This is a genomic window from Olleya sp. Hel_I_94 (assembly GCF_007827365.1).
Classification (GTDB): domain Bacteria; phylum Bacteroidota; class Bacteroidia; order Flavobacteriales; family Flavobacteriaceae; genus Olleya.
Window position 1 is genome coordinate 2,052,664 of record NZ_VISI01000002.1, and the last position, 22,221, is coordinate 2,074,884.

A 22,221-nucleotide genomic window follows, 5' to 3' on the forward strand; every position below is an offset into this window, starting at 1 on the left:
TATGTTAGATATCAATTTAATACGTAAAGATTTTCCAATACTTAAAAGACAAGTAAATGGCAAACCATTGGTATATTTTGATAATGCAGCAACATCGCAAACGCCACAACAGGTTATTGATGTTATTGTAGATTACTATTCTAATTACAATGCCAATATACATCGTGGTGTACACGCGCTAAGCCAAGAAGCTACAGATAAGTATGAAGCTGCTAGACTTACAATACAAAAACACTTTAATGCTAATAAAGCACAAGAAATTATATTCACTTCTGGTACAACACATGCTATAAATTTAGTAGCTAATGGTTTTACAAAATTAATAGATAATGGAGATGAGCTTATTGTTTCGGCTTTAGAACACCACAGCAACATCGTACCTTGGCAAATGCTTTGCGAAAAAACTGGAGCAAAACTTAAGGTAATACCAATGACTTTAGAGGGTGAACTGGATATGGAAGCTTATACAGCTTTGCTTTCTGAAAAAACAAAACTTGTTTTTGTAAATCATATATCAAACGCATTAGGAACCATAAATCCTATAAAAACTATAATCGACCAAGCGCATAAATTTGGCGCTGCAGTTTTGATAGATGGTGCCCAAGCTTGTCCACATATCAAACCTGATGTACAAGCATTAGATGTAGATTTTTATGTAACATCTGCTCACAAAATTTGTGGTCCAACTGGAGTTGGTATGTTATACGGAAAAGAAGAGTGGCTTAATAAAATGGAACCTTATCAAGGTGGTGGAGAAATGATTGACCAAGTTACTTTTGAAAAAACAACTTATGCAGGCTTACCTCATAAATTTGAAGCTGGTACACCTAACATTTGTGGTGGTATTGCTTTTGGAGCAGCATTAAATTATATGAACGCTATTGGTTTTGATACAATAGCTTCTTATGAAAAAGAACTATTAGATTATGGAACAGAAAAATTGTTAGAAATTGAAGGTCTAAAAATTTACGGTACTTCAAAAAATAAAACTTCTGTGATATCTTTTAATTTAGAAGGCATTCATCCTTATGACGTTGGCACATTACTAGACAAAATGGGAATCGCTGTTCGTACAGGACACCATTGCGCGCAACCAATAATGACCTTTTTCAAGATACCTGGTACTATTAGAGCGTCATTCGCATTTTATAATACCAAACAAGAAATTGATGCTTTAGTTTCTGGAGTTAAAAAAGCAAAAATGATGCTTTCATAATAGTTTGGCTTCTTTTTTGTAATATTATAATCAAATTCAAAATATTACTTCTATGAAAACATTTACTATAATACTATTCTCTTTACTTCTTAATAGTTGTGGTGCTACTCAAGATTCAACAAGCAATTTAAATCCAGATATGCAAAAAGCAACTCAAACATTAAATGGCGATTACAAAGTCACTCTTCTAGACAATCAATCAATAATACAAGAGTTAACCCTAGTATTTGACAGTACAACTAAACGCGTTTCAGGCTTTTCAGGATGCAACAATTTTTTTGGAAGTTATGAGATCAATAATGACAACATAACCTTTAGCAACTTAGGATCCACAAAAAAATTCTGTCAAGAAGACGCTAATGTAACTGAGCAAAATTATTTAAAAGTATTAGAAAACACTACAAACTTTAAAATAGAAGACAATATCATTACCCTTTTAAATAATGAAACTGTCCTATTAAATGCTTCACCTGTGATAAACAATACAAGTCAAAAGCAAGATAATAGTCTAACATTTAAGTATACTGCATTTTCAAGAGGTACTTATACAATGATAAGTATAGATCAAAATACGGTTACCTCGCAATTTAGTAGATCTGAAAAAGAAAACGTTGCACCATGCAGTAAAGAAGATTGGAACGCTATTAAAACCTTGTCAGATGCTATAGCTATTAAATCTTTAAACACGTTAGAGCCTCCAAGTACAGCACACCAATACGATGGAGCTGCTTCATCTAACTTAACGATAACTTTAAATGGCGAACAATACAGCACACCTACTTTTGATGCTGGTAATCCGCCTAAAGAAATAGCAGATTTAGTATCTAAACTATTAGAAGTAGCTAAACTTGACACCAAAAAATAGATCAATAAATTCAAATCTATCTTTAAGAGTTATTTAGCAACTAATCACTGAATATTGATTAATTTTGTACTCTAAATTATTTTGATAAATGCAGACGATAAAAGAAATACAAGACGAAATTGTAGACGAATTTTCAATGTTTGAAGATTGGGAAGAACGTTATCAATACATGATTGATTTAGGAAAAACGTTACCGCTTATTGCACCAGAATATAAAACTGAAGACAATATTATTAAAGGCTGTCAAAGTAAAGTTTGGGTACATGCAGAAATGGATGATAATAAAATAGCATTTACTGCAGACAGCGATGCTATTATTACAAAAGGAATTATAGCCATATTGATTAGAACATTCTCCAATCAACATCCTAAAGATATATTGGATGCCAATACAGATTTTATTGATCAAATAGGGTTAAAAGAACATTTATCGCCAACTAGAGCCAATGGTTTAGTTAGTATGATAAAACAAATAAAATTATATGCCATAGCATATCAAACGCAACTACAATAATTATGAGTGATACAACTATAGATACTGCTGAATTAGGAGAAAAAATAGTAAAGGTTTTAAAAACAATTTATGACCCAGAAATTCCAGTTGATATTTACGAACTAGGATTAATATACGATGTTTTTGTTAACGAAGATTATGATGTAAAAATCCTAATGACACTAACAACACCTAACTGTCCTGTTGCTGAAACGCTTCCTTTAGAAGTTGAAGAAAAAGTAAAATCGTTAAACGATGTAAAAGATGCAGAAGTAGAAATTACTTTTGATCCACCTTGGACTCAAGACTTAATGAGCGAAGAAGCTAAATTAGAGCTTGGTATGCTTTAATGCCAAATCCATATGGCTAGACATGCACCAAAATCGTTAAAAGAAAAAAACAAAACCAGTTTAAAAAAATCTTTTAGTGCTTTAATATATATTCCGCGATTTTTTAAAGAAATCTGGAATACCAATAAAACATTATTTTTAAGCTCGGCATTTTGTAGACTAATTGGTGCAGTATTACCTGTAATTATTTTATGGATTGGTAAAATAATTATAGATGAAATTATACTTCAAACTAATTTAGAAATTACAGATTTAACCCAACTTTGGACTTATGTTGGTATTGAGTTTGGGTTAATTGTCCTATCAGACCTAGTTAGTCGTGCTATACAATTAACAGATAGCTTATTAGGCGACGCTTACTCTATTGACACTTCCGTAAGAATTATTAAAAAAACCAATCAAATTGATATTAGCTTATTAGAAGACTCAGAGTTTTATGATAAACTAGAACGTGCTAGAACGCAAACCACAAGTCGTGTTGGATTAATGTCTAACGCACTTGGCGAAGTACAAAGCTTAATATCCATAGCTACTTTGGTAGCTGGTCTAATCTATTTTGAACCCTATTTAATAATTCTGCTTGTACTAAGTATTATACCAGCATTTATTAACGAAATCTGGTTTAGTCAACAACAATACTCTTTAGCAAGAGGTTGGACAGCAGAAAGAAGAGAATTAGATTACCTAAGGTTTATTGGAGCCAATGACAAAACAGCCAAAGAAATTAAGTTGTTTGGATTAACAGACTTTGTTGTAGACCGTTTTAAAAACCTATCTCAAGAGTATTATGATTTAAATAAAAAACTAGCCATTAAACGCTCCGCTTTAGGGTTTGTATTTAATGTTCTAGGGACTTTAAGTTATTATGGTGCTTACGTTTTTATAATATATCGTGTAATATCTGGCGTGATTACTCTAGGAGAATTAACCTTCTTATCAGGTGCATTTAATAGATTAACAAGAAATTTACAGGACTTCTTTTCTAAATTTACACGTATTTCAGAAAGCGCTTTATATTTAAAAGATTATTTCGAATTTATAGATATTTCAATTCAACCAAAACATAACGAGGATATGCCTCTTCCTGAAAAAATAAAGGAAGGGTTTGAGTTTGTCAATGTTAAATTTTCTTACCCAGAATCCGACAATGAAATTTTAAAAGGCATCAGCTTTAAAATTAAAGCTGGCGAAAAACTAGCATTTGTTGGTCAAAATGGAGCAGGAAAAACCACATTAACCAAATTATTATTACGTTTTTACGAACCCACTTCAGGACAAATACTTTTAGATGGTGTTAATATTAATCGCTTTGATAAAGCAAAGTATCAAGCTTTTTTTGGTGTGATTTTTCAAGACTTTTTTAGGTATGAGTTTACAGTTAGAGAAAACATTGCAATAGGAGACATCGGTCAAATTGAAAATCAAGAAAAAATTGAAAACGCAGCCGAACTAAGTCTAGCCAATCAAGTCGTGTCAGAACTTAAAAAAGGATACGACCAACAACTTGGTAAACGTTTTGCAAAAGGACAAGAATTATCTGGTGGACAGTGGCAAAAAGTGGCATTAGCCAGAGCTTATATGAAAGATGCTAAAGTGATGATTTTGGACGAACCAACATCTGCATTAGATGCTAAAGCAGAAAGTGACGTTTTTGAAAGATTTATAGGTCTAACCGAAGACAAAACTAGTATTATAATATCTCACAGATTTAGTACAGTAAGACAAGCAAATAAAATTTTAGTATTAGATGAAGGTCGCGTACTAGAAATGGGTACACATGAGGATCTAATGGCTAACAAGTCATTATATGCTGACTTATTTAAACTACAAGCAGAAGGATACCAATAATTATAACATATTTAAATTATGGCTGAAGAAATTATTAATCGCGTAGCAAATAGTAAATTAATTACACTAGACCTTGAAGATTACTATCCAAAAGGACAACGTGTTTTATTAGATATTAAAGATTGGTTGTTCCAAGAATTGGTTTTAAAAGAAAAAGATTTTAGAGAATATATCAAAAATCACGATTGGAGTCAGTACCAAAATCAATACGTAGCAATCACTTGTAGTGCAGATGCTATCATTCCGGATTGGGCTTTTATGTTATTGGTCGTAAATTTAGAACCTTTTGTCGAAAAGTGCCATATTGGAACACTAGAGGATTTAGAGACTTCCATTTACCAGGACTTAATCAGTGCTATTGATGGTACAATATACCAAGATAAACCTGTAATAATTAAAGGTTGTAGTAACAAGCCAGTGCCTATAAACGCTTATGTTATGATAACTAACAAGCTTAAACCATATGCTAAATCTATCATGTATGGAGAGGCGTGTTCTTTTGTTCCTTTATACAAACGTCAATAACTCTGTTTATTATTTAAAACACTGACAATTAGTAGTTTACATAATTTTTCTATTTTAGAAAAAATATAACTAAAGCGTATATTTGCAACCGTTTTATTTAAAACTTAAGATTTATGAAAAAAATATTATTAGTAGGAGCATTCTTTTTAGGATTAGTCTCAATGAATGCCCAAACAAAAGAAGAGTTACACACTCAAAAAGCAGAAAAGCAAGCAGCAGCTGATGCTTTACAAAGTGAAGCTGATGCTTTACAAGCTCAAATTGATGCACTTCCAGGTTGGAGAAAAGGTCTTTTTGGAACTATTGGTGGAAGTATTTCTAACTTTAGCAATTGGTATTCTCAAGGAACACCAAACAACGCTTCTGGAAACATCGGAATCTCATTAAATGCATATGCTAACTTAATTGAAGATAAATTTTTCTGGAGAAACTCTTTAACATCTAACCTTAACTGGGTAAAATTAGATAATAAAGACAATCCAAATGATGATGACAGTTTTAACCCAACGACAGATGTATTTAACATCTCTTCATTATACGGAAGAAACATAACTAAAAACTTTGCTGTTTCTGGTTTAGCAGAATACAGAACTACGTTATTAGACAATTTTAACGATCCAGGATATTTAGACGTTGGAGTCGGTGGAACTTGGACTCCTTTAGAAAATCTAATTGTTGTTGTACACCCTTTAAACTACAACTTTGTATTTGCAGAAAATGATGCAGTTTTTCAATCGTCATTAGGTGCAAAAATAGTTGCAGATTACACAAGACAAATTGGTGCTGTTAGTTTTAAATCTAACTTATCTACTTTTCAAAGCTACAAAAGCGGAGATTTATCTAACGTAACTTGGACAAACTCTTTTAGCTATACTTTATGGAAAATGATTGGTGTTGGTTTTGACTTTGGTTTAAGAAGCAACAAACAAGAAGCTTTAAACTATGAGTTAGGTCAGTATGATCCTTTAGCATTACCATTACAAGCGGTTCCAACTTTTGGAAACGTTGATAACAAATTACAATCTTATTGGTTATTAGGTTTAAGCTACAACTTATAATCTACAAACACTATAATTTAAAAAACGCGTTTCTAATCGAAACGCGTTTTTTTGTGTCTTAAAATTAAATAACGCTAAATGTTTAAGTTACCATAACAAGCCATTTAGGTTGACCACTAATTGTCTTTATTGAATTGACGCTCGTTATCTTTTTTGCTAAACAATCGTTTAAAAAACCCATCGCGTTTTTCTTCTTCGCAATCCAATGCCTCCAAAACATCGCTTGAAGGTGATTCAAAACGACTTTTTGTAATCGTATTATAGTTTGAGTCTGCGTTTAGTTTTTGATAAAATTTCGCAAAAATTGGCAATGCAGAATTTGCACCTTGTCCCATTTCTGTGGTTTTAAAACCTATATTATAATTATCGTTACCAACCCAATTTATTGTTACCAAGTTTGGTGTAATACCAACAAACCATCCATCCTTATTATCTTGAGTTGTCCCTGTTTTACCTGCAATACTATTGCTAAGTCCATAAGTAGATCGTAATCTAGCTGCAGTCCCAGAATTAACTGTAGCTTGCATTATTTGTAACATAACCTGTCTAGTATAATCGTTATAAGCTTTATCGGGATTTACTTCTGGTTTAAACGACACAATTTCTACACCATTTTTATCTTCAATTTTAGTAATAAAATATGGTTTTACAGATTGGCTATTGTTAACATAACTAGCGTATGCTCCTGCTAATTCTTTTATATTAATTTGAGCAACACCTAAGGCTAAAGACGGTTGGTTTGGAAGTGTACTAGTTATGCCTAATTTTTTTGTTTGTTTTAAAACCTTATCAATACCTACTTGATTTAAAACCTTAACAGCAATTGTGTTTAACGATTGACTTAGCGCTTTTTCTAGATTATAATTAATATGTGGATCTACGTCTGACACACCAGAATTGGTTGGTGTCCAGTTTTTATAATCCGTGTAAGTTACTGCTTCTGGAGAAAAATAGGTACAAGGCGCCATACCATTATCTATTGCTGCTGTATACACAAAAGGTTTAAATGTAGATCCTACTTGACGTTGACTTTGTGATACATGATCATATTTAAAAAAACGATAATCTATACCTCCTATATAAGACCTAATAGCACCAGACTTTGGGTCTAAAGCAATCATACCTGTATTTAAAAATTTTAAGTAGTGTTGCAAACTATCTATTGTAGATATATTTTGACTTTTAGTTTCTGTCCAATCAAACAACTCTACCTCATGCTTGATCGATAATGAATCCATAATTTGTGCATGATCTAAACCAGAAGCTTTAATTTTTTTGTAAGCTGGCAATGCTTTTATAGCCTTGTCAATTAACTTCTTGTTGGTTTTCCAAGGTGCATTTTTACCATAAGACACTTCATAATCTTGTTGCAATTTGGTTAAATGCGTTTGCAAGGCTTGCTCTGCATATTTTTGCATTTGAGAGTCTAAGGTTGTATAAACTACTAAACCGTCCTTATACAAGTCGTAAGCCTCTCCATTTGGCTTTTTATAGCCTTGTAAGGTAGTTGCTAATTCTTTTTTTAATTGTGCCCTAAAATAAGGCGCTAATCCTAAATCATGATTATAGGATTGGTAGTCTAATTTGACTGATTTTTGTTTGGCTTGTGTAAATTGATTTTGATCTATATAATTATACTTAAGCATTTGCTGTAAGACTACATTACGTCTAGTTGTACTGCTTTGTAAATTACGTCTTGGATTGTAATAATTATTTGCTTTTAATGTACCCACTAAAGTTGCTGCTTGTGGTAACGATAATTGTGTTGCAGATACATTAAAAAATTTACGTGCTGCGCTTTCTATACCATACGTATTATCAGGAAAAGGTACTGTGTTTAGGTATAGCGTAAGGATTTCTTGTTTAGAGTATATTTTTTCTATGCGTTTTGCGACTATTGCTTCTTTTACTTTGTTTATTATAGTGCTAAAAGCAATATGTTTATCTCTTCCAAATAAGTTTTTTGCTAGTTGTAAGGTTATGGTACTACCACCTCCTGAGGATTGGTCCTGAAATAAAATGGTTTTAATAAACACACGCATTAGACTTATATTATCGACTCCGTTGTGATCATAAAATCTAACATCTTCTGTTGCTATTAGTGCGTCTAAAAGGTGTTTAGGAAACTGATTATAGGTTAAGGGTTGCCTATCGTAGATATAATATTTACCTATTAATTTACTGTCTTTATCTAATATTTGGGTCGCTTCTGCTTGTTTTAAATTTGTTAATTGAGAGGTGTTTGGTAGTTTACCAAATGCACCTAAATAGATACTAATGTAAAAAACGACAGCAAAAAGTACAGCTGCAACTATTGCTATCGAAGCCCTTTTAACCCATTTATTTTTAAATAACACGTGTAGTTTTTGTTGTATCATGAGCTGTTATAACGCTAAAGTGTTGGTTTTATTTGTTTACAAAATTATTTAAATAATTCTGTTTTTTTATTATTTAATTGTTTTACAGGTATTACTTACTAGCTATTTTAAAAAGTTAAATAACATTGGGAAGCGGACTAAACTTTGCGGATTATTGCGATAAGGATTGAAACGGTATCCTTTTTTGAGGCACGAAAAAAAGATTTAGTGTAAAGCCTGGTTGCTTTTGGTTTTTTCTGCCAAAAGCAAATTGCCCATAGCTTTATTAACTATTTTGAAAAAAAAAACCCAAACGAGAGGTTTGGGTTTAAGTGATATGTTTTATTCTTCTTCGCCTAGATTATCGTAATCATAATCTGGATACAGGAAGTGATTGTAAGGAAAACGTGTGACGTGTATGTCTCTAACCTCATCATAAACGCGCTTTTTAAAGTCTTCTAGATTACGTTTGTTTAATGCTGATATAAATAATGCGTTGTCCTCTCCTACGCGATTCATCCAGGTCTTTTTCCACTCGGCAAGACTGTAATGTTCTTCTGTACGCTCTGCAATTAAGTCGGTCTCGTCAAAAGGTTTTGCTTGGTAAGCATCAATCTTATTAAAGACCATGATTATTGGTTTGTCTGCACTTTTAATTTCGCCTAAAACTTTATTTACAGATTCTATATGGTCTTCAAAATTTGGATGAGAGATATCGACTACGTGCAATAGTAAATCTGCTTCTCTAACCTCATCCAATGTACTTTTAAAACTGTCTACCAATTGGGTTGGTAACTTGCGGATAAATCCAACGGTATCTGTTAATAAAAATGGCAGATTTTGGATGACTACTTTTCTAACGGTTGTGTCTAGGGTTGCAAAAAGTTTATTTTCGGCAAATACCTCTGACTTACTAACGGTATTCATTAAAGTAGATTTACCAACGTTGGTGTATCCAACTAGTGCAACGCGTACCATTTGTCCACGATTACCGCGTTGGACAGACATTTGCTTATCTATAGTTTTAATTTTGTCTTTTAATAAGGAGATCCTGTCACGTACGATACGTCTATCTGTTTCGATTTCGGTTTCACCAGGTCCACGCATACCAATACCACCTTTTTGGCGCTCAAGGTGTGTCCACATACCTCTAAGTCTTGGTAATAGGTACTCACATTGTGCCAACTCGACTTGCGTTCTGGCATAACTTGTTTGTGCGCGTTGTGCAAAAATGTCTAATATTAAATTGGTACGATCTAATACTTTTACATTTAAAATCTTACTTATATTACGCTCTTGAGATGAGGATAACTCGTCATCAAAAATTGCTGTGGTTATATTATTGTCTTCTATATATAACCTAACTTCTTCCATTTTACCTGTTCCAATGTATGTTTTTGGATTAGGCATTTCCATTTTTTGGGTGAAGCGTTTTTTAACTTCTCCACCTGCAGTGAACGTCAAAAATTCAAGCTCGTCAAGATACTCTTTCGATTTCTCTTCGTTTTGCTCTTTAGTAACGACACCAATTAATACTGCTTTTTCAAGCTCTATATCTTTTTTTTCTAACATATAATAATTTATACTACAAAGTTACATAATTGTATCCATAATAAAATCGCTATTTTTAGCTCTCTAAATTTACAACATTGAATTTTAATTTTTTTAAATCAAAAGCAAATAAACAGACCATAGCTTTTTATAATATCGAAAATTTATTTGATATTTATAAAGATGACTTAACACGTGATACTGATTTTAATCCAACATCCGAAAAGCGTTGGACCATTAAAAGATACAATAATAAATTAAGAAAAATTGGTTATGCTATATCTAATATTGGCAGAAAAGAAACCAACTCTCATCCAGCAATTATTGGTCTAGCCGAAATTGAAAACGAAGCTGTATTAAAAGATTTAATAACCTCTAAACATTTAAAGGAATATCCATACCAATTTGTGCACTACGATAGTAAAGATGAACGCGGTATTGACGTTGCCTTTATTTACGATACGACTAAATTTAAAGTTACAAACTCTGAAAGCTTTACGTTTAGTTTTACCGAAACTGATGGGTCGCAAGATTATACAAGAGATATTTTATTAGTATCTGGATTATTTTTGGATGAACCTGTACATTTTTTAATTAACCATTGGCCTTCTAGACGTACTGGAGATATAGAAACTGAATACAAACGTATCACAGCATCTTCCAATCTTCAAGCCATTGTTAGTACTTTAAAGGAAAATATAACTAATGCCAAAATTATTATCATGGGAGATTTTAATGATGATCCTGCAAGTAATAGTATTGAACAATTAGTGGCTAATCAAGGTTTATTTAATCCAATGGAAACCTTACTATCTATTGATAGAGGGACTACAAGCCATAACTTTGAATGGAATTTATTTGATCAAATTATAATAACGCATAACTTTTTAGAGCGTCAATCTAACACCTTAAGATTTGTAAAAGCAGATATATATGATGCTGACTTTTTAAAACAAATGGATGGTAAATATAAAGGCACACCTTATAGGACTTACGTTGGCAAACGCTACAAAGGTGGTTATAGTGATCATTTTCCGGTATACATGATTTTAAATAAAAAATAGAATTATGTAACGTTTGGCAAAAATCTTGTAAGGTTAAAAATGCACTATGTATTTAACTTTGAGAAAAATAAACGTTACACTATGGATAATATAATAAGATATGAGGTTGGCAGCAATGCAATACAACATTTACTTACTGTAAGTACTACAATTGAATTATCCTATAAGTATTTAAAATCTGAGACCAAAAACGAAATGGTTAAATCTTGGATAGATAATAAACTTAGCTATCTAAAAGCGTTTAAACAGCAGTCTTTATCCATATTAAACACAGTAAATATCCAACAATCAAGCAAGCCTAGTGTATTGTTACAGCTTAATATGCTATGGTTTAAAATAAAACGTAAGTTTTATAAAAACGATAGTCAGCTTATTATTAATGAGTGTTTGAAACTTAACGCTTATTTTTTAAGTGAAGTTAATAAAGAAATTAAATCAGGTATCTTATCTAAACCTGCTTACACTTTATTAAACACGTTAAAAAACGAACTTTTAATAACTAAACAAGAGTTTTACATCTCTAAACTAAAACTTAGCTAAATCTAAGTTGCTTTAATTTATTTTTAAACATTATTGCAGCGCTTGTATAACCACCTTCTGTACCATCCACAAAATGGATGTGCTTTTCTTCTCTATCCTCAATATAACAAGACATTATGGATGCATGTGTAGTATGTAAACCATAAATAATTTTTTTATTAGACTCCAGATCATCCAAAAGTATTTGCAAACGCTTAATCTGCTTGTCATTACCAGATATTACTGTATTAATTGATCCGTCTAACATTATTGTATCTGATAATTGACTAACGCGATAAATGTATAATTTTCCAGCTTTAAAAAATTTAAAGTAGTATTTACCAAACACTGTAATCAACCAATTATTAATTAGATACTTTGATTGGTTTTTACCAACTTTAACATACATCTCTTTACGGATCTTTTCTAGCGTAGTGTTTAATTTTAATTTTAAAGTAGTAATTGGGTTTCGATTGTCTAAATCACCAAAAATGTAGTTAATCTCATTCATTATTGTGCCATAAATCTCAGCTTGCTTTTTTTCGTCATCGCAATTAACAAGAAGGCAAATTACTTTTTTGTGTTGTTCATTTGGATAGATCTCGTCCCATCTACACTCCATACCTTCCAAATTTAACGCAATGTTTTTATCTTTAATGTTTGCTGTATTATCAAAGCTTTGTTTAATATAATTTTCAGCAAATTTTATTCCGTTACCTAAAACTACAGGTGTTGTCAGGTACTTGTTATGTCTTAATTTAGTGATCCTTAATGTAACCTTGTTATTATATACCTCTTCTACCTGAAGGTATCCAACTCTAAGATTTAATTTTAAGGTATTAGTTATATGCTGACTGTAATTATTTAAAGCAGTCATAATTGGTGATAATAAAACATCAGGAATAATAAAAGTGGAACCATCTCCTCCAAAAAAGTACGGAATTTGGATTTTTTTATCAATACCTTTTATAGTATTTAAAACAGTAATAATACTTCCTGTTGCACATAAATTAACATCATTATGCAAACCATTAGAAACTGCCTCTGTAGAGTTTTTTATATCTGTTACTACAATAGTCCAATTTTTAGGCACACTAGAAAACAAACTTTCATCCTTTAAAAGCTCGGTTAAAGGCAATTTGTTTTTAAAAATACTTTTATAAAAATTAATATCGTCTTTCATGTGTACGTAAAGTATTCTGTAAATAACACTTAGCCAACAAAGGTAATCCATTAATGAATATAAAAATCATGCATTTTGGAAATCATATAACAACTTGGCAAAATTATGTAACAGTCAAACTAGAGTCCTAATTTACCTTTGTATTATAATATTAATACTACTTGAAAGCTTCTTTAAGAATATTTTCATATTCTGATCTTGGTTGGTTATAAAAATAGTTAGTAGAGTAGTATTTATTTTAAACCAATACACATGAAACCTAATAAACTTCTTTTAATAATTACATTAATTTGTTTCACTCCATTATTAATTATGTCTACTAATAATGATGTAGAAATTGTGAGTCATTTAGAACCCGTAAAAAATACAAAAACAACTAAAAACAACACTTTAGATTTAGAAATTGGTGACCAATATTTTGACATAAAAATAAAAGTACCACATTTTAAAGTAGCTTCAAATGCTAATCAAAATGTAGTTATTAATACAACCAACCACAGCTTTATTTTGGACCAAAAAGCAACCAAAAACACCACTAAATATACAGTGTCTAATGTTGCTAAAATTACTAACATTATTATTAAAAAGTAAATTGCATAGATTAGTTTATTAATAAGTATTATCTTTATTTTGCAACTAAATTTTTAATATGACCTTGTTTTTTAAATTCGATTTTAATGCCATTTGTCAAATTGTTTTAGAACAAACTTTAAAGGACAATGACATAAAATATAAGCACGTTGGATTTGGAGAGATCGAAGTGTTAGAAAAACTAACCACTGACAAACAAGCCACATTACAATCTGCTTTAGATAAGTACCAAATAGAAATTGTTGAAAACCAGAAAAGTATTTTAGTACAAAAAATTAAGGATACTATTATTGATATGGTTTTTAATGAAGACACTGTGGTAAATGTTAAAAGCTCAGTTTATTTAGCAGATACTTTAGGTCATAGTTATGGCTATTTGTCTAACTTATTCTCGGAAGTGACTTACACTTCTATTGAAAACTTTATAATTCTTCAAAAAATAGAATACGCCAAACAACTTGTAATCAAACAAGATTTAAGTTTAACCGAAATTGCTTTTAGGTTAAACTATTCTAGCGTTGCACATTTAAGTACTCAGTTTAAAAATACAACAGGAATTACACCTTCTGCATTCCAAAGGATAATTGCTAAAAGAAGAGAATTTAATCAACAAAACAACCAAGAATAGTATGCAAGAGGATTATATAAATATAACATTAGCAGATGATGATGAAGATGACAGATTGTTTTTTACAGATGCTTTTGATGAAATTAAAATAACAACTAGAGTTAAAACATTTAACGATGGTGTCTATTTAATGGATTACTTAAATAGCGATGATGCCACTTTACCTAATGTCCTATTTTTAGATTTAAACATGCCCAGAAAATCTGGTTTAGAGTGTTTAAAAGAAATTAAACAGAATCCAAAATTTAAGGATATTGCAATTGCAATTTATTCTACCTCAGCTTCCGAAGAAGATATAGAAAACACGTTTATACAAGGTGCTAATATTTATATTAAAAAGCCAAGCGATTTTAAAACCTTAAAAAAAGTGTTGTCAGAAGTAGTTACCATTAATTGGCAATACCATACTAATAGCATGAATAAAGACAACTTTTTACTTCGTTTTTAATATATGATTAAAACACTTTCAAATAATATTTCGTTTTTAAGGACCACTTTATATATAAGTGCATTTGTAATATTGGTTGTTGGTGCATTAACCTACAGAAGTATTACGGAAGTAACAAAATCTTCCGAGTTAATTACGCACACTTACAAGGTAAATGTCGAGCTTGAACAGATTTTATCAAACCTTAAAGATGCAGAAACTGGTCAACGAGGCTATATTATTACCAAAGACTCTGTTTTTTTAGAACCTTATATTTCTGGAAGAAGCAAAATAAATAACAGCTTTGCAGAGCTAAAGGTTTTAACTAAAGACGACACTATACTTAAAGAAAGCCTAATTGAGGTAAATACGTTAATTAATAAACGGTTATTAGCCTTTCAAACGTCTTACAGATCTTTGCCAAAAGGAGATATTGAAGACCCTAATTTTATTGAAAATTTTAGAAATGGTAGAGCTTTAATGGACTCTATTAGAGACAATATTAAAGGCATTATAAAGTTACAAAACAATTTACTTAAACAACGTCGTAGCGAATATGAAACCGACTTAATGGCAACTCCATTACTATTGTTTTCATTATTACTATGTTCATTAATCTTAATGTATCTTGCTTATAATAGTATTTATAAAAATATAAAACGCCTAAAAGCAACTAACGAAGAATTAGAGATTTTTAAAGAATCTACTAATCAATCCGAAATTGTTAGTAAATATGGTAGCTGGACTTACAATGTTAAAAAAGATGAATTTACATATTCCGACAATTTATACCGATTATTAGGTGAGCAACCACAATCTTTTGAGCCTACCAATGAAAACTTTTTGACTTACGTCCATCCCGATGACATCGAAAAACTAAACATGCAATTCAAAGAGATGAAAGAAAATGTGGAGCTACCTTACATTTATTATCGTGTAGTCCACAAAAATGGTAATATTAAACATTTAAAAGCCTACGGAAAGTCTGTTGTAAATGAAGATGACGAAACAGTATTGCTAGGTACTACTGCAGATATTACAGATGAAATTAATAATCTTAGAATATTAGAAGAACGTAATGCTGAGTTAGAACGTAATAATAAAGAATTATCGTCTTTTAACTACGTAGCCAGTCATGATTTACAAGAACCACTAAGAAAAATCCAAACCTTTTTATCTAGACTGATAGACGAGGAAGAGGGCAAACTATCTGCAAAAGGAAATAAATATATTGATCGTATACAAAATGCTGCTACCAGAATGCGTTTGCTAATCGATGATTTATTACAATTTTCTAGATCTAACAAAGCAGACAAAGTCTTTGAGGAGTCTAACATTAATCTGCTTTTAGAAGCTGCAAAACAGGATTTAGCAGAAGTTATTTCAGCTGAAAATGCTGTTATAACCTCAGACACATTCCCTACTATAACCGTTATACCTTTTCAAATTCAGCAATTATTTGTAAACCTATTAGGTAATGCTATCAAATATAAATTAGATGGTAAAATACCAAAAATTAATATTACGCATCAAATTGTAGAAGCAGATGGAGAAGACAGTATTGTAAAACCTAAATACTCTCACTACCATAAAATAACATTTACAGATAATGGGATAGGTTTTGACAATCAATATGCAGATCAAATATTTGTATTATTTAGCAGACTACATAATAAGGACCAATATTCTGGTACTGGAATAGGCTTATCTATTTGTAAAAAAATAATAGAAAACCACAAAGGATATATTACTGCTAGTGGACAACCAGAAAAAGGGTCTGTATTTACAGTATACTTACCAATAGCCAAATAAACTCCCATAATATTATTTACAAAACCTTACCAACGTAAGGTTTTTTTTGTGCCCATTTTTAATTAAAATTTTAAAAAAGGTTGAAATCATATAACCATCACTTAAAATGATGTAACAGCAAAAGTATTGTTATAGCTCATCTTTGCACTGTAGTTATAGAGCAATTTATTTGAAAATGATAATTCTATAAACAAAACAAAAAATGATGTAACACAAAAATTTGAAGTCGGTTGCATCTTTGTAATATCAAAATGTAGAAATGAAAAATGAAGTATTTTAAAAACAGAAAGATTACAGTACTATTTATGTTTGTTGTAATCATGATTGGGATAAGCTTTAACTCTTGCGATGAATTAATAAAAAATAAAAATTCAGAAAATCAAAAATCAGAATTAACAAATCAAGCAATTAATAATAACAAAAACGAAGCTAAATTATTACTAATGCTATCTAAGGACAATCAAGATGTAATAAACCTTAGTAAAGCTTTACAAGAAGTAATAAATAAAGACAGCATTATAGATTTAGCAAAAAAAATAGAGCAAACACATGTAGAGTTTGCAGAGGATTTGCAAGAAGTGGCTACAGACAAATTAATATCAATACCAAATTACGCTGAGTCACCATTAAACAAATCTACAGTAAGCCTAACAGAAAAAGACAAGTTTAAAGCGCTAAATAAACTTAAATCTATAATTGACAATCAATTATTTATATTAAATAAACTATCAGAAACATCAAACAGTAAAGACTTTAAAGCATTAATTGTTAAAGCCGACTCTAAAATAAATGACAGCTTAAATAAGACAAAAAATATTTTAAATGTTTTAAATACTAACAGCTAATTTAAAAAACTATGAAAAAATTAATACTTACCCTAGCCATAATAACATCAACACTATTTTCTGTAAACGCAGCAGAGTTAGATGTATTAGACACACAATTATTTGACAACAATACGCCAATTATAAATAAAGATCCAGAAAAGAAAAAGGTTGCAAAAACTAAAATTTACCAATGGACAGTAAAAACATCATCAGACGTATTTACAGGTACAGCAGATAGTTTAGAAGACGCTAATAGCCAAATAGCCACGTTAACTCAGGCTTCAAAAATTTTGGAAAAAGAGATTTCTAGTATTTATCTAAATAGTGGCAAAAACTCAGACCGTATTTATACTTGGGGAGTTGTAACTGATCGTGGGTTTGCTACTGGAGTAGCAACATCTTTAGATCAAGCTAACCAAATGGTACAACTTATGGGTGAGACTGAGGTCTCTAAATCAAAAATAATCGAATCATTCAAATCAACTAAATAATAACAACTAAATTTTTATATCATGAGAGGACTACTTTATATCATAGCAGTAATACTTGTAATTGGATGGGCATTAGGATTTTTTGTCTATAGCGCAAGTGGATTAATACACATTTTATTAGTAATCGCAGTAATTGCAATATTACTAAGATTAATTGGTGGACGAGGCGTATAAACCCTACCTAAAAGCAATCATATTTTAAACAAATTCAATTAACAAATAAATTATAAAATGAAAAAATTAATATTATCAGCAATAGCCATAACAATTACTGCTTTTACAGTAAATGCTCAAGACATCTCAAAAAATGCATTGGGTTTAAGATTAGGAGATAATGACGGTTTAGGAGGAGAAATTTCTTATCAAAGACACCTAAACGATAATAACAGACTAGAGTTTGACTTGGGTTGGAGAGACTCAGACAACCTTGATGTTTTTAAACTAGTAGGTTTATACCAATGGGTAATGCCTCTGGACGAAAGCTTTAATTGGTACGTAGGTGCTGGTGCAGGAGTTGGATCTTATGACTCTGGTAACAACGACGGAACTTTCGCTTTAGTTGCAGGAGATATTGGTATCGAGTATAATTTTAATATCCCTTTACAACTATCATTAGACTTTAGACCAGAACTAGGATTTGATGACAACTATAGCGATGATGTAGACTTTGATATCGCATTAGGAGTAAGATATAGATTCTAAAAAAAATTAAATAACACAACAAAAACAAAACATTATGAAAACGACAAAAAATAATCAAGACTTAGTAAATTCATTACAAGAATTATTACAAAAAAATTACGATGCAGAAGCTGGTTACAAACAAGTAATGACCAAAGCACAAAGCGAACCTTTAAAAAATTGGTTACAACAAAAAGCATTGCAACGTAATACATTTGCAACAGAATTAGATTTTCAAATTAGAAAACATAATGCAGAGCCTAAAGCTTCTGGGACAATTAAAGGAGATTTACATAGAGGATGGATTAATGTAAAATCTACCTTAACCACAGATACTGACGAAGCCTTGATGGAAGAATGTATTAGAGGTGAAAAAGCTAGTGTTAAAGAATACGAAGATCAGTTAGAAAACTTTGATTCGGATACAGAAATCAAAACTATTGTGCAATCACAATTAACAACTGTAAAATCTGCCTTAACCACAGTGAAAAGACTAGAAGATATCATAGGATAATCTAGCTTTATATAACCCATCCTTAAAACCAAAAATTATGAAAAAACTAATTTATACAGTATTGACTTTAGCTGTATTAACCACTTCTTTTATGGCTTGTAGAGAGCAATCAGAAAAAGAAGAAGTTATACAGGAGATGAAAGACGACGACGCAAAGATGAAAGTCAAAGACGATAAAATCAAGATGGAAACCGAAGATAAAAAGGTGAAAATTACTGATGACGAAATTAAAACTAAAGAAAAATCATAAAACATATAGCCATGAAAAAATTATCATATACCTTTCTAGTCATGTTTTGTTTAGCCATAACACTATCAGGATGTAGAGAAGAGACCACAGGAGAAAAAGTTGAAGACGCTGTTGAAAGTGCAGCAGATGATGTAGAAGATGCAGTAGACTAAATCTCATAATTCAAATAATACAAATAAAGGCTCGCAAATCGTGAGCCTTTTTTATAAACTAATAGCAAATGACAACACAAAATAAAGTAAGAGGTATAAAAAAGAAACGGTATATAATACCAATAACTATCCTTGTCATATTAATTGCATTTAGGTTATACTTACCAATACTAGTAAAAAATAACGTTAATAAAGTATTAGCAGATATACCTGGTTATTATGGTCAGGTAGAAGATATTGATATCGCTTTAATAAGAGGTGCTTATGTAATTAATAGCATGTATTTAAATAAAGTAAGCGCTAAAACGCAAGTCCCTTATTTAAAATTCCCAAAAACAGATATTTCCATCGAGTGGAAATCATTATTCACTGGTCACATTGTGAGTGAAATTGTAATGTATAATCCTGAAATAATATATGTAAAAGAAGATCAAACCAATACCGCTAATGATGCAGACGTGGAGGATTGGACAAAAGCACTAACAGACTTAGTCCCTATAAATATTAACCACCTAACAGTTAATAACGGTAAATTAGCATACGTAGAGCTTAACACAGAGCCTAACATAGACCTACAATTTAACAATATTAATCTTCAAGCAGACAATTTAAGAAACGTTAAAGAAAACAACCGCATACTTCCTTCGCCTATTACCGCTACAGCAACCTCAATCGGAGAAGGTAAAGTAAAATTAAATGGTAATATTAATATTATAAAAGAAATACCAGACATGGATATTTCCTTTGCTTTAGAAGATGCAGATGTTACAAGTCTAAACCCATTTACAAGACACTATAGTGGTATTGATTTTGAGGAAGGAAAATTTGGGCTTTACAGCGAAATTGCAATAGCAGACGGTTATTTTAAAGGTTATATGAAACCGCTTTTAAAAGACTCTAAATTAATAGGAAAAGACGATGGTGTTCTTGGTGTTATTTGGGAAGGTTTTGTAGGCTTTTTCAAATTTGTTTTAAAAAACCAAAGCACAGATACTATAGCAACCAAAATACCTATGGAAGGTGATTTAAGTAATATACAATCTGGAATATTACCTACAATAGGAGGTATATTTAAAAATGGTTGGATTAGTGCCTTTAAAGGCGAAATTGATGATGACATAGAATTTAAAGACGCATTTACCGATCAAGATTTAACTAGAAAAGAAAAAAGAGCATTAAAAAAACAAGAGCAACAAAAAGAGAAAGAGAAGAAAAATAGTGAAGAAGAAAAATAAATTTGAATTTAAAAAGGAGGCTAATTAGCCTCCTTTTTTTATACCCATAAGTACTATAATTACTTACCTAACATCAAAAGCTCGTTACAAACCACTTCTGTTGTATAACGTTTCATACCATCTTTATCTTCCCAAGTTCTAGTCGTTAGTTTACCATCAATAGCAACTTCTTTTCCTTTTACTACATACTTTTCAATTATATCAGCAGTTTTTCCCCAAGCGACTATTTGGTGCCACTGCGTATCAGTAATTTTTTCGCCCTTAGTGTTTTTATAACTTTCATTAGTAGCTAACGTAAATCTTGCCAACTTTTTACCAGATTCTAAATTAATAATTTCTGGATCTTGACCAAGGTTTCCAATTAACTGTACTTTGTTTCTTAACGTATTCATAAGATAAGGTTTTTAAAAAAGCCAAACTTCATTAGTTCCATTTGACACCGCAAAGATGAAACAACACCCTAATTTTATTCGGTAGTTACGCATTTAATGTCGGTTGTAAACGTTTGTTGTCGTTTGTAAACGGAAAAAGTGTATATTAGTAAAACAATTAACACATTATGAAACAGTCAATTACCATACTTATTTTGTTGTTTATTTCGGTAAGCTACTCACAAACTAATACTTTAAAATTTGAAGACCACATGACGTCTCCAAAAGCCAATTTAAGTCAAGTCTCATGGATAGCTGGTCACTGGAAAGGTGAAGCTTTTGGTGGTATAACAGAAGAGATTTGGAGTCCTCCTCTAGGTGACTCCATGATGTTTAGTTTTAAGTTAGTCAAAGATGGTAAAGTTGTTTTTTACGAACTTGGCGGAATTAGACAAGTGGATGACACCTTAATTTTTCAGCTTAAACATTTTAGTAATGACTTTAAAGGTTGGGAAGAAAAGGACGAAACTGTAGATGCTAAATTGATAAAAATAGATAACAATCGTGCATATTTTGATCAATTTACATTTGAAAGAATAAGTGATACCGAAATTAATATCTACGTTGTAATTGAAGAAAATGGACAAACTGAAGAAGTAAAATTTAACTACAAAAAGAGTAATGACTTTTAATATAGAAACCGAAAGATTATTACTTCGAGAATTAAGAACTACGGATTTAGAAGGTATGTTTGAGCTAGACTCTAATCCAAATGTTCATAGATATTTAGGTAACAAACCTATTAAAACTAAAGCCGAAGCTAAAAAAATATTAGACAATGTTAAGCAGCAGTATGCAGATCGTGGCATTGGTAGATTTGCTGTTATTGAAAAAGCAACAGGTGATTTTATTGGTTGGTCTGGTATTAGATTAAATACAGAATACAACATGAATGGATATACAAAATACTATGATGTTGGCTATAGATTAATTGAACGTTATTGGGGAAAAGGATATGCTACCGAGTCTGGTAAAGCTGCTGTGCATTATGCATTTAACACCATGAAACTACCCGAACTTTATGCAACCACTGAAGCTGGTAACCAAGCCTCACACAACGCACTTTTAAAAATAGGATTACAATATGTCAACGATTTTTATTTTGAACATGAAAAATTAAATTTACGTTGGTATAAAATTGAAAATAAATAAA

General features: G+C 31.0%; 27 protein-coding genes. 23 read left to right on the forward strand and 4 right to left on the reverse strand.

Annotation, left to right across the window (positions count from 1 at the left end; translation table 11 throughout):
• Position 1 precedes the first annotated feature (1 nt).
• The 7 genes from JM82_RS12430 (at position 2) to JM82_RS12460 (ending at position 6,355) form a co-directional block, all read left to right on the forward strand.
• Positions 2-1,216, forward strand: a complete 1,215-nt coding sequence (locus JM82_RS12430; RefSeq protein WP_145004410.1) for an aminotransferase class V-fold PLP-dependent enzyme — start codon at positions 2-4, stop codon at positions 1,214-1,216.
• A 52-nt stretch (positions 1,217-1,268) separates the two neighbouring features.
• Positions 1,269-2,081 (forward strand): META domain-containing protein, encoded by an 813-nt coding sequence (locus tag JM82_RS12435; protein ID WP_145004414.1) that lies wholly within the window; start codon positions 1,269-1,271, stop codon positions 2,079-2,081.
• 88 nt (positions 2,082-2,169) lie between these two features.
• Positions 2,170-2,595, forward strand: coding sequence for a SufE family protein (locus JM82_RS12440; RefSeq protein ID WP_145004417.1), 426 nt, complete (start codon positions 2,170-2,172; stop codon positions 2,593-2,595).
• A gap of 2 nt (positions 2,596-2,597) precedes the next feature.
• Positions 2,598-2,924 (forward strand): SUF system Fe-S cluster assembly protein, encoded by a 327-nt coding sequence (locus JM82_RS12445; protein WP_145004420.1) that lies wholly within the window; start codon positions 2,598-2,600, stop codon positions 2,922-2,924.
• Between the two features lie 12 nt (positions 2,925-2,936).
• Complete coding sequence (locus JM82_RS12450; RefSeq protein WP_145004422.1) at positions 2,937-4,772, forward strand: ABC transporter ATP-binding protein; 1,836 nt, start codon at positions 2,937-2,939, stop codon at positions 4,770-4,772.
• A gap of 18 nt (positions 4,773-4,790) precedes the next feature.
• Entirely contained in the window at positions 4,791-5,297 is a 507-nt protein-coding gene (locus tag JM82_RS12455; protein ID WP_145004426.1) for a DUF2480 family protein, read from the forward strand.
• Between the two features lie 113 nt (positions 5,298-5,410).
• Entirely contained in the window at positions 5,411-6,355 is a 945-nt protein-coding gene (locus JM82_RS12460) for a DUF3078 domain-containing protein (protein WP_145004429.1), read from the forward strand.
• Between the two features lie 116 nt (positions 6,356-6,471).
• Here JM82_RS12460 and JM82_RS12465 read toward each other — a convergent pair whose 3' ends face one another.
• On the reverse strand, positions 6,472-8,733 hold the full coding sequence (locus JM82_RS12465) for a penicillin-binding protein 1A (protein WP_145004432.1): 2,262 nt from the start codon (positions 8,731-8,733) through the stop codon (positions 6,472-6,474).
• A gap of 321 nt (positions 8,734-9,054) precedes the next feature.
• Positions 9,055-10,284 carry a GTPase HflX gene (gene hflX, locus JM82_RS12470; protein ID WP_145004435.1) on the reverse strand — a complete coding sequence of 410 codons (1,230 nt, stop codon included), beginning with the start codon at positions 10,282-10,284 and terminating at the stop codon, positions 9,055-9,057.
• 77 nt (positions 10,285-10,361) lie between these two features.
• Here hflX and JM82_RS12475 point away from each other — a divergent pair, with 77 nt between their 5' ends.
• Together JM82_RS12475 and JM82_RS12480 are read left to right on the forward strand one after the other, a co-directional pair.
• Complete coding sequence (locus tag JM82_RS12475) at positions 10,362-11,327, forward strand: endonuclease (protein ID WP_145004438.1); 966 nt, start codon at positions 10,362-10,364, stop codon at positions 11,325-11,327.
• 81 nt (positions 11,328-11,408) lie between these two features.
• Positions 11,409-11,867, forward strand: coding sequence for a hypothetical protein (locus JM82_RS12480; protein WP_145004441.1), 459 nt, complete (start codon positions 11,409-11,411; stop codon positions 11,865-11,867).
• Here JM82_RS12480 and JM82_RS12485 read toward each other — a convergent pair.
• Positions 11,860-13,029 carry a DUF3095 domain-containing protein gene (locus tag JM82_RS12485; RefSeq protein ID WP_145004444.1) on the reverse strand — a complete coding sequence of 390 codons (1,170 nt, stop codon included), beginning with the start codon at positions 13,027-13,029 and terminating at the stop codon, positions 11,860-11,862. The genes JM82_RS12480 and JM82_RS12485 overlap by 8 nt on opposite strands.
• Before the next feature lie 252 nt (positions 13,030-13,281).
• On the opposite strand from JM82_RS12485, the gene JM82_RS12490 reads away from it, so the two are divergent.
• The 12 genes from JM82_RS12490 (at position 13,282) to JM82_RS12540 (ending at position 20,637) form a co-directional block, all read left to right on the forward strand.
• Positions 13,282-13,620: a hypothetical protein gene (locus JM82_RS12490; protein ID WP_145004447.1), complete on the forward strand. Its 339-nt coding sequence runs from the start codon at positions 13,282-13,284 to the stop codon at positions 13,618-13,620.
• Positions 13,621-13,678: 58 nt separating this feature from the next.
• Positions 13,679-14,248 (forward strand): helix-turn-helix domain-containing protein, encoded by a 570-nt coding sequence (locus JM82_RS12495; RefSeq protein ID WP_145004450.1) that lies wholly within the window; start codon positions 13,679-13,681, stop codon positions 14,246-14,248.
• Position 14,249: 1 nt separating this feature from the next.
• Positions 14,250-14,696: a response regulator gene (locus JM82_RS12500; RefSeq protein WP_145004452.1), complete on the forward strand. Its 447-nt coding sequence runs from the start codon at positions 14,250-14,252 to the stop codon at positions 14,694-14,696.
• Between the two features lie 3 nt (positions 14,697-14,699).
• Complete coding sequence (locus JM82_RS12505; protein WP_145004455.1) at positions 14,700-16,487, forward strand: CHASE3 domain-containing protein; 1,788 nt, start codon at positions 14,700-14,702, stop codon at positions 16,485-16,487.
• 266 nt (positions 16,488-16,753) lie between these two features.
• Positions 16,754-17,332, forward strand: a complete 579-nt coding sequence (locus JM82_RS12510; RefSeq protein ID WP_145004458.1) for a hypothetical protein — start codon at positions 16,754-16,756, stop codon at positions 17,330-17,332.
• Between the two features lie 11 nt (positions 17,333-17,343).
• Positions 17,344-17,805, forward strand: coding sequence for a hypothetical protein (locus JM82_RS12515; protein ID WP_145004461.1), 462 nt, complete (start codon positions 17,344-17,346; stop codon positions 17,803-17,805).
• A gap of 21 nt (positions 17,806-17,826) precedes the next feature.
• Positions 17,827-17,979 (forward strand): lmo0937 family membrane protein, encoded by a 153-nt coding sequence (locus JM82_RS12520; RefSeq protein ID WP_143404008.1) that lies wholly within the window; start codon positions 17,827-17,829, stop codon positions 17,977-17,979.
• A gap of 57 nt (positions 17,980-18,036) precedes the next feature.
• Positions 18,037-18,507, forward strand: coding sequence for an outer membrane beta-barrel protein (locus JM82_RS12525; RefSeq protein ID WP_145004464.1), 471 nt, complete (start codon positions 18,037-18,039; stop codon positions 18,505-18,507).
• A gap of 34 nt (positions 18,508-18,541) precedes the next feature.
• The gene (locus tag JM82_RS12530) at positions 18,542-19,000 is read left to right on the forward strand and encodes a ferritin-like domain-containing protein (protein ID WP_145004467.1); all 459 of its coding nucleotides are present in this window, start codon (positions 18,542-18,544) and stop codon (positions 18,998-19,000) included.
• Between the two features lie 37 nt (positions 19,001-19,037).
• A complete protein-coding gene (locus JM82_RS12535; protein ID WP_145004470.1) occupies positions 19,038-19,250 on the forward strand; it encodes a hypothetical protein in 213 nt (70 codons plus the stop codon).
• Between the two features lie 11 nt (positions 19,251-19,261).
• Positions 19,262-19,402 (forward strand): hypothetical protein, encoded by a 141-nt coding sequence (locus JM82_RS16425; RefSeq protein WP_186439219.1) that lies wholly within the window; start codon positions 19,262-19,264, stop codon positions 19,400-19,402.
• A gap of 68 nt (positions 19,403-19,470) precedes the next feature.
• Complete coding sequence (locus JM82_RS12540) at positions 19,471-20,637, forward strand: DUF748 domain-containing protein (RefSeq protein ID WP_145004473.1); 1,167 nt, start codon at positions 19,471-19,473, stop codon at positions 20,635-20,637.
• Between the two features lie 59 nt (positions 20,638-20,696).
• On the opposite strand, the gene JM82_RS12545 is transcribed toward JM82_RS12540, so the two are convergent.
• Positions 20,697-21,029 (reverse strand): single-stranded DNA-binding protein, encoded by a 333-nt coding sequence (locus tag JM82_RS12545; protein ID WP_145004476.1) that lies wholly within the window; start codon positions 21,027-21,029, stop codon positions 20,697-20,699.
• Between the two features lie 167 nt (positions 21,030-21,196).
• Here JM82_RS12545 and JM82_RS12550 point away from each other — a divergent pair, with 167 nt between their 5' ends.
• Both JM82_RS12550 and JM82_RS12555 read left to right on the forward strand, forming a co-directional pair.
• The gene (locus tag JM82_RS12550; protein WP_145004479.1) at positions 21,197-21,700 is read left to right on the forward strand and encodes a DUF6265 family protein; all 504 of its coding nucleotides are present in this window, start codon (positions 21,197-21,199) and stop codon (positions 21,698-21,700) included.
• On the forward strand, positions 21,690-22,220 hold the full coding sequence (locus JM82_RS12555) for a GNAT family N-acetyltransferase (RefSeq protein ID WP_145004482.1): 531 nt from the start codon (positions 21,690-21,692) through the stop codon (positions 22,218-22,220). The genes JM82_RS12550 and JM82_RS12555 overlap by 11 nt, the downstream gene beginning before the upstream one ends.
• Position 22,221: the final 1 nt, after the last annotated feature.